The following is a 16,530-nucleotide window of genomic DNA, read 5'->3' as shown; positions in this document are numbered from 1 at the left end:
TAAAAAGTCTTATTTGCAGGACTCTCCGGCGCAATGCGATCCTGCTCGGATTTTTTTGTGTAACAAGTAATTCCAATGGATTTTCCTGTTAACAAGAAAACCCCGGAACTGTAGCTTTCTCAGCCACAGTTCCGGGGTATATATTTTTTCAAATAATTCAGCCTACCTGCTGAAGGGAATCCTCGTTCATGGTTTCATCCAGAATGGAAACACATTTCTTCATGGAATTCTCAAATTCTTTCTCATTGTTATTCTTAAAGATAATAAGGGAATCTTTGGCTCCCGGACGTTTGAGATTCTCCGGAATCTCAAAGTTACAGCCTGCGATGTACTCATCCCAGTGCTCCAGCTTCCAGGTATCTCTGTCAGAGTTTCTGTCGATCATGCGCTTATGAACGATCTCCGGAGAGGTCTCAACCCAGACAACCACGAGGGTGGCGTTTTTCTCAGCGAGCTTTTTCTCCAGGCCTTTGATGTAGTCCATATCGCGGATCTCGCGGGTAAAGGGAGCATTGATCAGCACCTTGTCCTCATAATCCAGAGCTTCCAGAGCCAGATCCACAACACAGTCATACTCGTAATCGCGGATGTTGTCCTCGAAGAACTGGCTGCTGCGGTTGTAGGGCTGATTCGCCACTTTAAAAATCTGCTTGGAAAGGGTGATGAGCGTATCTTTATCCAGATATACTACATGCTCCAGACGTGCTGCAAGTGCTTTTGAAATGTAAGTTTTTCCGCATGCGGGCGGAGAAGTAACCAGTATCAGTTTCTTAACCATTGTAATGTCCTTCCTTCGTAATAATAGCAATGCCCGTAGTCCTGCACCATGCTGCTGCTCTCTGGCACCGCAAATATATGTCAAGGCAGATACGCTAAGCCTTCCCGTGTCTGCCGCTTATCATGGTTATCGAACCGGAAGCTTCCAACTCAGGTTCCACCCTCCCCAGTGTAAACCTGTAGGCTCAAAAAAATCATCAGGAAATCGTTTTCCGAATTCCTGAATAATCTATTGTTCCCTGCTTCTTTTGTTCTTGCTATGTTATAGCACTTGATTTTTCCGCTGTCAAGCAGAAGAAATGGATTTTTTGTTAAATTTTTGTTAATCTCGGGGTTCCGACCCATATACCTGTCCCGTGGAGATTTTTTCCACGGTCTCCATGGAAACCCCTGTGATGGCAGAAATCTCCTCCAGCGAATATTTCCCCGTTTTCATCATGTATTCTACGATGGACTTTTCGCCCTGCTCCATTCCATTCTGAAAAATCATCTCCCCAAAACCTGTCATTGTTTTTGCCTCCTTCCGAAAGGATTCTGACCACTGAATCTTTGAATAGCCTGCTATTTTCTCTACATCAGAAGTTTTCTGCTTCTGCTGTGCCGAGGAGGCTCTGCTTTTCTGCCTCAGAAGTCTCCTCTGTTTTTGTTTGTCTGTTCTCGCATTGGAAATTTCTAAGACTGCGAACGCAGCGAATAAAGAAATGAGAGTGTCTCACAAAGAAATGTTTAGAAATAAAATGCTTATATATATCATAACATGTTTTTTGCAATTTTTCACGCAATTTTTTCAAAAAAAGACAGCCCGCCGCAAACTCATTCTTGCCGCAGGCTGTCTCTTTAAATCTTACAGAATCTCTCCGTTGGAAGCGATCACATTTTTATAGAAGAGACCGGAATCTTTCACGGTGCGTTTCTGGGTCTGGTAGTCTACATAGACCATGCCGAAACGCTCGGAGTAGCCGTAGGCCCACTCAAAGTTGTCCATGAGGGACCAGGCAAAGTAACCGCGAAGGTCTACGCCGTCGGCGGCTGCTTTTTTGAACTCTCTTAAGTAGCGGTGCATGAAGTCCACACGGCTCGCGTCATGAACCTTTCCGTCCAGGGATACCCAGTCATGGGAGGACATGCCGTTCTCGGTCACATAGAAAGGTTTCTGGTAACGCTCATAGAGGAATTTCGGAGCCCAGTAGAGAACTTCCGGAGTCACCGGCCACTGGATGGCGGTCTTCGGGAAGCCCGGATAACGGTCCACACGGACCGGATTGCCGTTTTCATCTGCCCGTACCGGTACGGCGTTGTAGATGTTCTGTCCGTAGAAATCCAGCGGCTGGGAAATCAGCTCCAGATCCTTCTCCGCATTTTTCGGGAAATACTGGCCGAAGCTCTTCATGATATCCTCCGGATACTGGCCTAAGAAAACCGGATCGGCACAGAAGGCCACATCCCAGCTTGCTGCACGGATATCTGCCTCGGGAAGGGAGAAGTTTGCTTTTCTCGCTGCCTCGATATCCTCCTTGGAATCGGTTGCCGGATAATAGAGGGCGCCGCAGGGAGCCATTCCGATTTCCACCGGGCGGACTGCTGCCTCACGGATGGCCTGTACGCCGCGACCATGAGCCTTCAGAACGTTGTGCCAGATACTGAAGTAATCATAAGGGCCAACTTTCAGTCCCGGTGCATGCTCGCCGGTCACATAGCCCAGGCCGACGGTACACTGGGGCTCGTTGAAGGTGAAGAAATGGCTGACACGGTCAGAAAAATGAGCGGCCATCAGCTTTGCATACTCATAGAACCATTCCGGAGACTGAGGATTCAGCCAGCCGCCTTTCTGATGAAGGGCGTAGGGAAGATCCCAGTGATAGAGAGTCATATAGGGCTCAATACCGTTCTCGATCAGGCAGTTTACGAGGTTATCGTAATAAGCGAGGCCTTTCTCATTGACTTTCCCGATTCCTTCCGGCAGGATGCGGGCCCAGTTTACGGAAAAACGATAGGCTTTCAGGCCCAGCTCCTTCATGATGGCCACATCTTCTTTGTAGCGGTGATACTGGTCGCAGGCCACATCGCCTGTGTGGTGCTCATAGACATGACCATCCTCTTTGCAGAATACATCCCAGATATTCAGTCCCTTGCCGTCCTCGTAGGCGGCTCCTTCCACCTGATAGGAAGCGGTAGCCGCTCCCCATACAAAATCCTTTCTGAAGCTCATTTGTGTATGTCTCCTTTCTTATCCTGGACAGCTTTCTGTCCTCTTTTTCCGGAGTCAAAAGATCTTTTGACCCCAGCTTCTTTTTTATGCATAAGTATGATATACATCGTAAACGCGAATCTCCGGCTTCACTCCCGGAACAACGCCTTTCACCGGATGCAGGACCTTCGCATTTCCGTCTGTCATAGCCAGGACGTTGCTGTCCCAGATGATATCCTCGTTAACGCCCTCGACCATGCAGTAGGGAGCAAAGCTCTTGGCAGAGATCGTCACAGTGCCGTCCTCAGCGCAGGAAACGGTAAGCTCCGGGTCCTTGAGTTCCAGATGTTTCACGGGAACGAAGGTCTCAAACTCGCAGCGCTCCTCAGTTTTTCCGGTCTCTTTGTCGGTAACTTTGTATTCCATGGTGACAAAGACCTGCTCGCTGCGGCCCTCGATCAGCTCGGAAAAATCCTTCGTGAGAAGGTCCACAGCGGAAAGCGGAGCCACGGTTCCGGAAACGGTCTCCTCATAGAGCACCTTGAAATCCAGATCCTTAAGGCTTACTTTTACCTCCACAGCGGCTTCTTTCAGGCTCTCGTTGGAGATCCAGAAGCCCATGGTATTTCCCTCTTTGCGGATGCTGCCCGCTACGGCCTCGTTGAAGACGCGGGCCATATAGTGAAGCGCCTTGTATCTTCCGTAATAATCCATGCTGGACCAGGAAGCCACAGGCCAGTTGTCGTTGAACTGCCAGTAAATGCTTCCCATACATCTGCCGCGGTTTCTTCTCCAGTGCTCGGTAGCGACCTTCATCGCGTAACCCTGAAGGATCTGACTTAAGAAAGTCAGGCCGGAGAGGTCTCTCGGGTAACGGAAGGTCTCGGAGAGATAATAGAGAATCTTTCCGTTGGCTGCCGGGTTCTTCTGATGGCTCTCCATGACTTTGGAGAAGAGGTTCCGGTCTTTTTCCTCGGTGAAGGTCTCAATCGTCTTGATGGAAGGCAGAGACTGGAAACCGAACTCAGAGCAGAAACGGAAATAGTGGTTCAGATACTCGCTGAAGGGCAGCTGGCCGTGCCATACGTCCCAGTAGTGAGCATCTCCGCGGTTGTCGTCGTTGGGCTTGTCAAAGCTTCCGCCTGAGGACGGGGAAGAGGGCCAGTAGAAGGCATCCGGCGCGGTCTCTTTCACCACGTTGGCGAGAAGGTACTCGAACTGAATGAGGTAATCTCTCTTGAGAGAAGGCGCATGGCATTTCATGGCTGTCCAGTCGGTCCAGGCGGATTCCAGCTCGTTGTTTCCGCAGATCAGGCCCAGGCTGGCATGGTTCCGGAAACGAAGGATGTTGTCCCTTGCCTCCTCCACGATATTCTCCTTGAAGGACTCGGTGAGGTCGTAAATGTTGCAGGCATACATGAGATCCTGCCAGAGCAGAATACCGTACTCATCGCAGAGATCGTAGAACTCATCGGCGGGATAATAGCCGCCACCCCAGATCCGGAGGCAGTTGAAATTGGCAAATACTGCTGCCTGCACATCTCGCAGAAACACCTCTCGGGTCAGTCTGGAATAATAACAGTCGTCGGGGATATAGTCAGCTCCTCTTGCGAAGATCTTCTTTCCGTTGACGGTGATGGCAAATTCCTGGCCCCACTCGTCATCCTCTCTGGAAACCGTCACCGTACGAAGACCGATGCGGTAAAGCTTCTCCTGGGCCTCCTCGCCCTCGCTCTCCATGAGTACGCGGACCGTATAAAGGGGCTGCTCTCCGCTTCCGTGAGGCCACCAGAGTCTCGGCTCCTCGATTTTCACGCTGGAATCCTCTCCCAGATAGAGAAGTTTTCCGTCAGGATCCATAACCTCATAGGTAAGCTTCACCTTTGCGTCCGCATCCTTTTCCACATCGGTGGTCATCGTCAGCGTTACCTGACCTTCCTCGTGTTTCTGGCGAATCAGGGTGTCCATCAGGCGGGCTTTCTCGTAGGTCACAAGCTCGATCTCACGGAAAATGCCGGCATCCGGAAGCTGGGGACCCCAGTCCCAGCCAAACATGCAGTGGGGTTTTCTGATATACTGGTTGCCCGGCATCGTGCCGGTGTTGCACATATGGATCTCGCGGCCTTTTGCGGGTTTGTAAGACTCGATAAAGTTCAGCGGGGAAGCAAGGTGGATTTCCAGGAGGTTGTCTCCCTCTTTCGCATATTTTTTGATGTCAAAAGTAAAGCGGCGGTGCATGTTTTCTGTGTGGCCCAGTTTGTGACCGTTGAGATAAAGGTCAGCCACGGTGTCGATGCCGTTGAAGACCAGAAGCATATGACCGGCTTTAAACTCCTCCGGGCTTACGGTAAAATGACCCCGGATGTCAAAATCGTTGCGGAAAAATTCCCGCACCTGATACTCGTTCTCTCCATAGTAGGGATCGGGCAGAACGCCTGCCTTCACAAGGGTGTCCATGGCGGAACCCGGAACGGTCATGGAATACCAGTCCTCGGTTCCGGCTACCCGTATTTCAAAAGACTCTTTCAGCTCTCTTTTCATCTTTTATGTCCTTTCAAAGTTGCAGTCTGTGGGCTTTTTTTCACAGCCCGGGAAACGGTTTCATTATAGCAGATACTTGCCTACTTTGCATCTCTTTCTTCATATTTAAACCAGGCCACATCCGCATAATTTTTCCGGTCTTTCATGTCCTGGACGGCCACGCCGACGAAGGCTCCGGTGAAACCATCCGCGAAATCGTCGGAGAGAATATAGGAATGAAGGGTCGGTCCCAGCTTCCGCTTTTCGCTCGTCTCATCCAGCCAGAAGAACTGGACAGCATCCTCCTCCACGGAGACGGAGAGCTCGTAGGCCGGGAGTTCTCCGCCCGCCAGGCCCTTCACCGGCTCGGAAGCCAGAAGCTCCGTCTTTCCGGCGATCACGCTCAGCAGGTTCAGTTCTACTCCTTTGTCTCCCAGGGTCACATAAGCGTAATACTGGTTTCGCTCGTCGTAGCGGTAACTTAAGCCCGCTCCGTGCTGGAAAGAGGTCGGTGCAAACTCAAAGCGGACGGCCGCCTCAAAGGAGAGCTCCATCTGGCGTCTCGCAAGGAGGGCCTGTTCATAGCGGGAGAAAATGGAGTCCCGGCCGTAGATCCTTAGATACCCTTCTCTCTCGTGGATCGTCATCCCGAGATCCCGGTAGAAAACCCGGAGCGTCTGGAAATCTTCCAGAAAGCTCTCATCCTGAAAATGATATCCTTTTTTCAGTGGCTCTCTCTTCTCTTCCGCATCCGAATCTCCGATGGCCCGGAAGGAGTCTTTTGGAGCACTGCCGCCGTCCTTCAGTTTCAGCCAGCCTTTTTCCCAGACCACTTCCTGGATCGCAGTCTCCCGTCCCAGGGGGCAGTAGAGCATTCCCGGAAGATTTCTGCCGCAGAGATGAGCCAGGAACCAGCGATTGTCAGGCCCTTCCACAAGGCTCGCGTGACCGGCTTTCTTGAGGAAACTGGTTCCTAAGTCTTTTTTCGCCAGCGCTTTTTCTATCTCTTTCGGATCACGGCTGCCCTCCCAGGAGGTCAGAACCGGATTGTGCGGGCAAATTTCATAGGGGCCGGTAAGTTCCCTGCTCCGGGCCAGCGTCACAGCATGGAACCAACCCGTTCCGCCTTCGGCGCACATGAGGTAGTAATAGCCGTTGTGGCGGTAGAGGTGTGGCCCCTCCGTGCCGCCGATGGGAGAACCGGTGAAGATCTTTTTCGCCTCGCCCACCAGCGCTTTTTTCTCAGGATCGTACTCCTGGAGAAGAATGCCCGTGAAGGGATTTTCCCCGGAAAGGATTTTCCGATAGTCCCACTCCATGTTGACCAGCCATTTTCTGCCGTCCTCGTCATGAAAGAGGGAGGGGTCGAAACCGCTGGAATTTAAGTAGACCGGATCGGACCAGGAACCGGTGAGCTTCTTCGCGCGAATCAGGTAGTTGGGCGTATCCATAACGGGAAATTCCCGGGCGTCGCGGACCACTGTATAAATAAGGTAGAAATACTCTCCGTCCCAGCTTAAGCAGGGAGCCCAGATGCCGTCGGAAGCCTTGAGGCCCCGAAGGTCCATCCTGGAGTAATCGTCCAGGGGAGAGGTGACATAGTCCCAGTGTTTCAGGTCCGTCGAGTGATAGATCCGGACGCCGGGGGCCCACTCAAAGGTGGATGTCGCCAGATAATAATCGTCGCCCACCCGGAGCAGGCTGGGATCCGGATGAAAACCGCGTAAAATCGGATTCTGTACCATAAGATACCTCCTTATAAAGCAAGGGAGCCATTGCTGGCCCCCTCAGGAAATGTGAGATTCCGTATAAGAAACTCCAATCGTTTTGTAATTATACAGGATTTTGTAACCGGAATCCAGGGAAATCTTCTCTCCGATTCCGGGATTTTTCAAGATTGTCTCTGCCGCCTGGCGGTAGTCCTCGATGATGGAGGCATCCATGGGACACTCGTGATGGCCCGGCCAGATCTCTTTATACTGATCTTTCAGCGCCAGAAGTTTTTCATCGGATTCCATGACGTCCTTCACGGTGCCGGAGTGATCAAAGTAAACCAGAATCTCACGGTTGCAGCCCGTATCTCCGGCAAAGAGATACTGATTCTCTCTGTCGAGGAAGCAGATGCAGCCTCTCGTATGGCCCGGAGTCTCAATAACCTCCAGCGTCCTTCCGCCCAGCTCCAGTCGGTCGCCCCCGGAAAGGAAGGAAAGCTTTTCCGGCTTTTTCACATCGATGAGATATCTCTCTTCTTCTTTGGAAAGCGGTACGTCAAAAAGCTCCGCAAACCGTTTTACCTGATGTTCCCTTGCTTTTCTGTCAAATCCTTCTTCCAGAACAGAAACATCCTCTCTGTGAATGGAACAACTTTCAAAAAGTCCGGCACAGCCGGTATGGTCGAAATGGCCATGAGTCAGAACCACGCTCACAGGCTTGTCAGTGAGGGAAGCGATCACTTCCTTCAAACCGCTGAAACCATTTCCCGCATCGATGAGGACAGCCCTCTCCGTACCTTCTATTAAATAGAGGTAGGTACGGAAAGGATCCTCCAGCTGCCAGGTATGGGCGTCGATTTTCCGAATCCTGTAGTTTTCCATCAGCCCTTCACGCTTCCTGCCACGATACCCTCAATGATGTAACGCTGACCGAAGAGATAAAGGATCATAACCGGCAGCATGGTCAGAACCAGACCAGCCATCATGGGAGCATAATCCGCGGACTTGGTAGTCAGGAATGCGTAAGTCATCAGCGGCAGGGTTTTTACCTCTTTCAGAGAAAGCAGGGTACTTGCCAGGATGTAGTCATTCCAGATGGAAAGAGCAACGAATACAATGTTTGTCATGGTAATCGGTTTCAGCAGCGGGAAAATGATGCTGAAGAAAGTTCTCTCAGGAGAAGCGCCATCGATCAGGGCAGCCTCATCCAGTTCTACCGGAACACCGGTGATAAAGCCGCTGTAAAGGAAGGTCGGGGACGGAATGTTCAGTCCGATATGGATGAACGTTACCAGCCAGATGTTGTTGGTCAGTCCCAGTCCTGAACCGTAGAGTTTTACCAGCGGGATCATGATTACCTGGAAAGGAACAACCATAGCCGCGATGAGGATCATGTAGAAGGCTTTGGTGATTTTCCATTTTTTACGGGTAAGGACGTAAGCGTTCATGGAGCTTAATACAACGCTGACGCCGGTTGCGATCACACAGATGATGATGGAATTCTTGAAGGAATTCAGGAAGTTCATCGTGTTGAAGGCGGTCTCATAGTTTTCCGTGTGAAGCTTTGTCGGAAGACTGAAGGGGTTTGCAACGAAATCCGGTGAAGTCTTAAAGCTGTTCAGGATAACCAGGAAAAACGGGATGATAAAGAATACAGCCAGTAACAGCACGACGATGAAAACGATGACAGTATTTGATTTCTTTTTTGCTTCCATTATGCCTGCACCTCCCCTTTCTTGGATACGGATACCTGAACCAGAGAAATAATAGCAACGATAACGAAGAGTACCAGTGCCTCTGCCTGGCCTTTACCATAATCGAAGTTACTGAATGCAGTCTGGTAAATTTTCAGTGCTAAGAGCTCGGTGGACTTGAAGGGGCCGCCGGCTGTCAGAGTCAGGTTCACGTCGAAGGACATGAATGCTCTGGAAATTGCCATGAATACACAGATTGTGATAGAAGAACGGATCATCGGAATCTTGATGAAACGGAGAAGCTGTCTGGAGTTTGCTCCGTCGATCTTTGCTGCTTCCAGCATATCTTTGGAAACGTTGGTCAGACCTGCTACATAGATAACCATCAGATATCCGCTCAGCTGCCATACGGCAACAACGATCAGGGCTACCAGTGCGGTTCCCGGGCTGGTCAGCCAGGATTTCTGTAAAAGTCCCCAGCCGGTAACAGCGCCGACCTTGGTCAGTGCGAAGGAGAAGATGTAGTTCCAGATGTAACCCATTACGACACCGCCGATCATATTTGCGGCGAAGAAGCAGGTACGGAAGAGTCCCTGCAGCTTGATACCGTAGGTCAGAAGCAGAGCCAAGGCCAGTCCGAGTACATTACTGAACACAACAACAAAAAATACATACACAAAGGTCTTCCACAGAGAAGACAGGAAGGTTTTATCTGTAAAGATTGCGGCGTAGTTGGAAAAACCTACCAGATCATAATTGGGTGACAGACCGTTCCAGTTGGTGAAGGTCAGATAAATACCGTAGATCAGCGGAATCACTACGATAGAAGCCCAAATCAGCATCGGCGGGATTACAAATTCGCAGAATAATTTAATCTCATTTTTCTTCTTTTTCATTGAACTTTTACCTCGAAGTTGTAATAGTTGACGGGAATCATCTGATACCGAAAACCTCCCCTGTGCAAGGGAACATCAGGCGAAAACGCGGGATTTACACAGGGCATGCCTTCGGTACCTTCTTATTTTTAGTTAAGAATGGAGATGACGAAGCGCCATCTCCATTCAGAATCATCAAAAGGACTTCGTTGTCTTTTTTATACGTTTATGCAACCGAAGTACCGCACTGCTTCGCAGCTCTGTACTTAGTTCTGTGCCTGCCAGTAAGCCTGGATAGCGTCAGCAGCTGTATCTCTGTCCATCTGGCCTACCAGATACTGCTGCATAACTGCACCATTCTCACTCCAGAAATCGGACGGAAGCAGTGCGCTGAATGCGTAGGTGCTCTGTACTTTACCGTCAGCAACATAAGCCTGAGTAGCGTTTGCCAGCGGGCTTGCTACGGTTACGTCTACGTTCTTGAACGGAAGAGCGATGCTCAGAGCGTCGGACATATCCTGTGCTCTCTCGATGGTCAGGTACTCAACCAGTTTCTTACCAGCTGCCTGCTGTGCTTCGTCGTTCTGGCTGCCGTCTACGCAATAACCTTTTGCCGGGAATACGCCGAGCTCCTGGTTGACTGCATCATCCTCAGAACCGGTCAGCGGGCAGGGCATGATGCCGTACTCGTCATCTGCATTTGCAACTGCCTCAAGGTAGGACCATCCCCAGTCACCCATGAACCACATAGCTACATCACCTTTTGCCATAGCCTGGCCGTCCAGCTCGGTGTTTCCTACCAGCGGATCGTTGGAGTTGTAGTTGTATTTAGCGATGATATCGAAGGTGTCCATAACACCGTTCCATGCATCGTTGGTCTTCAGATCGATGGAACCGTCTTTGATGCCCTCAACAAAAGCTTTCTGAGCTTCCTCATCACCCTGGATTCCGTTGAATACCTGGCTCAGGAAGTGAGATCCGAGAGACCAGTCAACGCCGGTGAACATGATCGGGGAAACGCCGCCGTCCTGAATCTTCTGGCACAGAGCATCCAGATCTGCATTGCTCTTGATGGTGGAAGGATCGAACTCTTCGCCGGTTGCTTTCTCAATGGTGGTCTTGTTGTAGATGATACCCATGGACTGTACGGAGTTCGGTACGCCGTAAACGCTGCCGTTGTCATCCTTGAAGATAGCCAGGTTGCTGTCGTCTACCTGATCTTTGATCCAGGAATCGTCGCCCTCCAGATCGTAAGCTGCCATGTTCTCGATGTTCTCACGGATATCAACAGCGTCCATCAGGGAAACGGTGGGAGCCTCACCACTTGCGTACAGAGTCATCCATTTCTGTTTCTCACTGCTGTCGTAAGCGATGTAGTTTACAGTGATGTCCGGATTTGCTTCCATGAAATCTGCACAGAATTTCTCGAAGTCTTCATCATGGCCTGGTACGGTGGTGTACAGAGAGATGGTAACCTGATCATCAGCTTTTGCGTTGATAGCGCTCATGCCCGGAACAGATGCAACCATGGCAACTGCCAGTGCGCCAGTTAAAATTTTAGAAGCTACTACATGTTTTTTCATTGCTTCATCCTCCTTAAAATTCTCCCGGTTCCCTATACCGGGGGTATGAATGATTCCTGCGAATTGCTACGCTGCAACGCAGCTCCCGCAATTCTGCAAATATTCGGAATTCGCTGATTTACTGCGTAAATCGCTGCTTCCTCATATTTGACGGGTTCCAAGTTCAAATGCCTTATCCTGCAAGCAGGAACGGCATTTTGACCTTTTCACCCTGGTATCATATATTTATGTCGCGTAATTGCAACATTAAATATCTTTGTAAAAGGTTAAAACTTTCAAGAAATCGTTTTCCTCATCAGGAAAACTTAATGGCAGTTCTCACTGCCAAAGTTTTCTGGTAGAATTTCTTCTCACCAGCTGATAAGGGAAGTGGATGATCTTTTTCTCATCCGCATGCTCTCCGAAAAGTGCTTCGTAGAACATCTCTCCCTGCTGAAACATCCTCACGGTGGAAAGAGGCGGGTCAAAAATATCGGACACCGAATCATCTACGCCGAACACGGAAATATCCTCGGGCACCCGGATATTCAAAGATTTGAGATACCGGATCACGCCGATGGCGATGATGTCGGAACCGGTGATGACGGCGGTCGGAAGATCTCTGCTGTTCTCGTAGATTTTCTTCATTCCCTCCACACCGGCCTCGGTGCTGAAATTTCCCTGATAGATATAGGAATCAGGAATCTCAAGTCCCGCTGCCTTCATGGCATCCCGGTATCCCTTCAGCCTCAACTGGCCGTTGGTGTAGTCCTCTGCATTTCCTCCCACATAAGCGATCCGTCTGTGGCCGTCACCCACGAGAAATTCTGTGATATCTCTGGCAACTCCATAACTGTCAACGGTCACTGTGGTGAACTCACAATCGTCTCCGGATAATCCCTGGTTTCCCAGGACCACCGGACAGGGGAATTCATGAAGCTTCTTCAGGATCTCATCGGTGAGATGAACTCCCTGGAAGATCAGTCCGTCGATGTTTCTCTCCAGCATCCGGTCCATGAGGACCAGCGCTTTCTTATTATCAAAATCATAATCGCAGGCAATGACAACTTTGTTATGTTTCATGCAGACATCGCTGATCTGTTTCAAATGGATCGCGGTGATCGGGTTTCTCAAGTCCGCCTCCAGAACCGCCACCAGATGTGTGTTCTTGGTGACAAGGCTTCTGGCCTCCGCATTGGGTATGTAGTGATACTTCTCAATGCTTCTCATAACCCGGTGTCTTAACTCATCACTAACAGCTTTCGACCCGTTCATAACCCTGGAGACCGTGGAAACGGAAACCTTCGCGTCAGCGGCAATATCTTTAATTGTTATCTCCAATGGTTCGGGCTCCTTTCTGTGGTAACGTTTTCCTGCGTTCAGAATAGTACCACATTCTCCACAATATTTCAATACATTTTTTGTGGTTTTCCGTTGTTTTGGAGCTTATTCACAAATCGGTCACAGTTGTTTTGTGTAAAAACACAATAAAAAGAAGAAGAAACCAGAGACAACGCCCAAAGCCTGTCGTTTTCCTGTATCTTTGAATAAAAAAAGAGACCTCCGAAAAGGTCTCAAAAAATCTGATTTTTTCATTTTTCAGGAAAATCAGGAAAATTTTCCCGTTTTCTGAACTTTATTTTCCCGAAAAGAGAACCAGCGCTGGGGAATTTCAAAGCCCAGAAGGATGCCGCCCACGATGGCAACAGCAAACTTGATGGAGGTCAGTCCCTTGGAGGCCGCCAGATCCCAGTCGCTTCCTACCAGGGCCTGGGCGGTCTGGTAGATGCCCATTCCTGGCACCAGCGGGAAAATTCCCGGGATCAGAAACATCGTCACGGGGCATTTTTTCCGGACGGCAAAAATCCTCGACAGAAAAACTACCGTGAAAGCTCCGGCAAAGACCGGACCCATGAGGGAATTCACGTTGAGCTCGAGAGCCCGGTAGACAAGCCAGCCGGCCGCTCCCGCCACACCCCCGCAGAGATAATACTGCTTCGGCACATGGAACATCAGCGCAAAAGCGATGGTTCCGATGCCTGCGGCGATTCCTTCTTCAATCAGACGCAAAATCATAAGCTGCCTCCTATTCCGCACCACATCATCATCAGGCCCACGCCCAGGGCGATGCTGAAAATCACAATCAGCGTGTCCAGTAACCGTACCGCCCCGGCGATATAGTCCTGATCGGCGAAATCCCGGATCGAGTTCGTAAAGGCCACTCCCGGAATCAGCGGAAGCAGGGCCCCCACAGACATGAGATCCAGATGGTGCCCGAAGCCCAGCCGGTAAAAAAGCAGGGTCAGCGCCATGACCAGAGCTCCACCGCTGGCGTTGGTGGCGATCTTGGAAAGCCGCCCCTTCACCACATCCAGCACATACAGATACAGGATAAAGCCTGCCAGGAAAGCCGCCAGCGAATCCAGCACATCCCCGCCGAAGAGGAAGCAGAAGGCTCCGCTTCCGATACCGGCTGCCAGAATCTGGTGCCAGCCCGGCTTCTGGGGCAGCTTCTCAATCTCTTTTAATTTCGCTTTGGCTTCCGTGGGTGTGAAAAAGCCCAGCTCGATCTCTCTCGACAGCTCGTTCACCGCATCGATCCGGTCCAGTCTGGCCCCGGCCAGCGGAATATGGCGCACCCGCACCTGATGGTTGCTGCCTTCCGTCTCGGAAGTCAGAAAAATACCGTTACTCAGTACAAAAGTGCTGACGTTTTCCAGCTCATAAGCGCAGGCGATCCGCCGCATGGTCTCATCCACCCGGGAGATCTCCGCCCCGCTTCGGAGCAGGATATCTCCGGCCATGCCGGCCACCTCAAATATCAGCTCTCGCTCTTTATCTTCCATGTTTCCCCCAATAGTTATCGAAAACAGCAGCCCCGCGCTTACTGCTCCGTCTTTTCTTCCTTCTCTTCTTCCGGAACCATTTCCACGAGAACGATCGCAGATGTAGTTGGAAGAGTCAGCGTCAGCTCTCCGCCCTCAGCCTGGTACTCCTGCGGTTCCGTTGTATAGCCCCAGTCTCCGGTGAGCATGACTCTCTTAAGAGAATGCCCGGAACAGACACCCACCTGCCATACCGGTAGCATGAAGGTCTTGTCGCCCTGCCCGTTATGGAAGGCCACGATGACCCGTTCTTTCATATCGAAACGGCCGTAGGCAATGACATTATGTTCCCCATAGAGGAATTTCAGCGAACCATGGCTCAGTACCGGATATTTCTTGTGGATCCGGATCATTTCCCGATGGAAATCGATGAGCTCCTTATTCTCCCTTCCCCAGGGGTAAGTTCTCCGGTTGTCCGGATCGGTGAAGCCACAGAGTCCTGCCTCGTCTCCATAATAAAGGGTCGGCGCGCCGGGCCAGGTCATCTGCACGGTCACAGCCTCCCGCATAACGGCGACATTGACCTGCTCCTCCGCCGCCCGATAGCCGAGCTGGGCCACTCTTCCCACCCGATGGTTGGTCCGGGTCAGGAAACGGGAGTGGTCATGGTTGGACAGTTCGTTCATGGACACCTGCAAAGACGGAGCCATAAAGCTGCTCATATGGTGGCTCATCGCTCCCATGAAGGACTCATGATTTCCCAGAAGGTTGCCACGGAACTCATCGCTGTGTTTCTCCATTCCGGTCAAAAACCAGGTCAGCGGTTCCATGAAAGCGTCATAGTTCATCACGGTATCCCACTCGTCTCCCTGGAGCCAGGAACGGGCCTCCCCGTAATGCTCCGCCAGAATGATGGCATCGGGATTGGCCTCTTTGACATTTTTCCGGAATTCCTTCCAGAATTTATGGTTGTACTCGTTGCTGAAGCCTAAGTCCGCAGCTACATCCAGACGCCAGCCGTCCACGTTGTAGGGCGGTGACACCCATTTTCTTCCGATGTTCATGATATATTCCACGAGCTTCGGCGAGTTTTCAAAGTTCAGCTTCGGCAGGGTCTCATGGCCCCACCAGCCGTCGTAATAAGGATTATAGGGCCAGCTGTGCTCATTGTTAAATTTGAAAAAGCTCCGGTAGGGGCTGTCTGCGGAGACATAGGCTCCCTTTTCATAGCCCGGCTGGTTCTCATAGATCCGCTCCCGGTCCAGCCATTTGTTAAAGGAGCCGCAGTGGTTGAAAACGCCGTCCAGAATGACTTTCATTCCACGTTTGTGGGCCTCCTCCACGAGATGGGCCAGAAGCTCGTTGCTGGCTTTCAGATTTTCCGGATCCGTCACACGCTTAATGTATTTGGTCGCATGGGTATTATCATTATCCCAGGGGGCCAGGCACTCCCCGCCGTCGTTAACGATCTTCCCGAGATGCGGGTCTACGGAATCATAGTCCTGAATATCATACTTATGGTTGGAGGGCGATACAAAGATGGGGTTAAAATAAATTACCTCCACGCCCAGATCCTCCAGGTAGTCCATCTTGTCCAGAACGCCCTGGAGATCGCCTCCGTAAAATTCCCGGATTCCCATAAATTCCGGATATTTGTACCAGTCCCGTACCCTGGAGGAACCGTCCCCGATGTAATAATATTCCCGGTCTTCCACATCGTTGGTCGGATCTCCATTGTAAAAACGATCCGTATAAATCTGATACATGACAGCGCCCTTTGCCCAGTCCGGCGTCCGAAATCCCGGGGCGATGGCAAAGCTGTAGTATTCCTGCAGGTCTCTCGATACACCTCTCTTATTATAGAAGCAACTGATCTTTCCTGCACAGACCTCAAAATAATAACGGAAGATCTCCTCCGTCATTTCCACCTTCACTGTATAATAATCAAAACGGCCTTCCGTTTTCTCATAATCCATCAACAGCTTCCGGGACCCGCTGATCAGGAAAACACTGTCCACGTTATTCAGACCAGCCCGGAACCGGATCGTCACGGTCTCTCCCGGCATGGGCTCCATAGGCTCCACATAATTGGCCGTCTCATCGCTGAATAATGCATGCGGCTGAAAAACAGGGCGCATGGTCATCATATATTTCTGCACCTTCTGTAAATAATCGATCTCTTCCAGATTCATCGCGGCATTCCCCTTTCTTTCCTTGTACTATTCTATACTATCCCACCTGTTTGCACAACCGGAAAATGTTTTCCTGCCCGGAAACTCTGCCGGAAACCGGTTTCCGGATGGATATTTCCAGATATGAGAAAAGCCAGCGGATCGATCCGCTGGCTTTTCTCTTGGAGAAGGTATTTCTCTTATGG

13 protein-coding genes are annotated in these 16,530 nt (G+C 50.7%); all 13 read right to left on the bottom strand.

The annotated features are described in order from the left end of the window. Positions 1-157: 157 nt before the first annotated feature. The 13 genes from LKD71_RS01015 to LKD71_RS00955 all read right to left on the bottom strand — a co-directional run bounded on the left by LKD71_RS01015 (position 158) and on the right by LKD71_RS00955 (position 16,345). On the bottom strand, positions 158-778 hold the full coding sequence (locus LKD71_RS01015; RefSeq protein WP_178046890.1) for an AAA family ATPase: 621 nt from the start codon (positions 776-778) through the stop codon (positions 158-160). Positions 779-1,099: 321 nt separating this feature from the next. Further along, positions 1,100-1,285 carry a hypothetical protein gene (locus tag LKD71_RS01010; RefSeq protein ID WP_227614004.1) on the bottom strand — a complete coding sequence of 62 codons (186 nt, stop codon included), beginning with the start codon at positions 1,283-1,285 and terminating at the stop codon, positions 1,100-1,102. A gap of 336 nt (positions 1,286-1,621) precedes the next feature. Then, on the bottom strand, positions 1,622-2,986 hold the full coding sequence (locus LKD71_RS01005) for a GH1 family beta-glucosidase (protein WP_227614003.1): 1,365 nt from the start codon (positions 2,984-2,986) through the stop codon (positions 1,622-1,624). A gap of 84 nt (positions 2,987-3,070) precedes the next feature. After that, entirely contained in the window at positions 3,071-5,506 is a 2,436-nt protein-coding gene (locus LKD71_RS01000; protein ID WP_227614002.1) for a beta-mannosidase, read from the bottom strand. 80 nt (positions 5,507-5,586) lie between these two features. Further along, positions 5,587-7,230 carry a glycoside hydrolase family 43 protein gene (locus LKD71_RS00995; RefSeq protein ID WP_227614001.1) on the bottom strand — a complete coding sequence of 548 codons (1,644 nt, stop codon included), beginning with the start codon at positions 7,228-7,230 and terminating at the stop codon, positions 5,587-5,589. 42 nt (positions 7,231-7,272) lie between these two features. Beyond that, positions 7,273-8,079 (bottom strand): MBL fold metallo-hydrolase, encoded by an 807-nt coding sequence (locus tag LKD71_RS00990; RefSeq protein WP_227614000.1) that lies wholly within the window; start codon positions 8,077-8,079, stop codon positions 7,273-7,275. Further along, positions 8,079-8,912, bottom strand: a complete 834-nt coding sequence (locus LKD71_RS00985; protein WP_227613999.1) for a carbohydrate ABC transporter permease — start codon at positions 8,910-8,912, stop codon at positions 8,079-8,081. The genes LKD71_RS00990 and LKD71_RS00985 overlap by 1 nt, the downstream gene beginning before the upstream one ends. Beyond that, positions 8,912-9,787 (bottom strand): carbohydrate ABC transporter permease, encoded by an 876-nt coding sequence (locus LKD71_RS00980; protein ID WP_178046883.1) that lies wholly within the window; start codon positions 9,785-9,787, stop codon positions 8,912-8,914. Before LKD71_RS00980 ends, LKD71_RS00985 begins: the two co-directional genes overlap by 1 nt. Before the next feature lie 245 nt (positions 9,788-10,032). Beyond that, positions 10,033-11,349 carry an ABC transporter substrate-binding protein gene (locus LKD71_RS00975; RefSeq protein WP_227613998.1) on the bottom strand — a complete coding sequence of 439 codons (1,317 nt, stop codon included), beginning with the start codon at positions 11,347-11,349 and terminating at the stop codon, positions 10,033-10,035. Between the two features lie 318 nt (positions 11,350-11,667). Then, the gene (locus tag LKD71_RS00970; protein ID WP_178046188.1) at positions 11,668-12,669 is read right to left on the bottom strand and encodes a LacI family DNA-binding transcriptional regulator; all 1,002 of its coding nucleotides are present in this window, start codon (positions 12,667-12,669) and stop codon (positions 11,668-11,670) included. A 267-nt stretch (positions 12,670-12,936) separates the two neighbouring features. Continuing rightward, positions 12,937-13,404, bottom strand: coding sequence for a threonine/serine exporter family protein (locus LKD71_RS00965; RefSeq protein WP_178046189.1), 468 nt, complete (start codon positions 13,402-13,404; stop codon positions 12,937-12,939). Beyond that, positions 13,401-14,174, bottom strand: a complete 774-nt coding sequence (locus LKD71_RS00960) for a threonine/serine exporter family protein (RefSeq protein WP_178046190.1) — start codon at positions 14,172-14,174, stop codon at positions 13,401-13,403. Before LKD71_RS00960 ends, LKD71_RS00965 begins: the two co-directional genes overlap by 4 nt. A gap of 38 nt (positions 14,175-14,212) precedes the next feature. Further along, positions 14,213-16,345 carry an alpha-glycosidase gene (locus LKD71_RS00955; RefSeq protein ID WP_227613997.1) on the bottom strand — a complete coding sequence of 711 codons (2,133 nt, stop codon included), beginning with the start codon at positions 16,343-16,345 and terminating at the stop codon, positions 14,213-14,215. Between the last annotated feature and the right edge of the window lie 185 nt (positions 16,346-16,530).

The sequence above is a fragment of the Fusicatenibacter faecihominis genome, from assembly GCF_020686945.1.
Lineage (GTDB): Bacteria > Bacillota > Clostridia > Lachnospirales > Lachnospiraceae > Limivivens > Limivivens faecihominis.
This window is presented reverse-complemented; position numbering and strand designations above follow the sequence as displayed.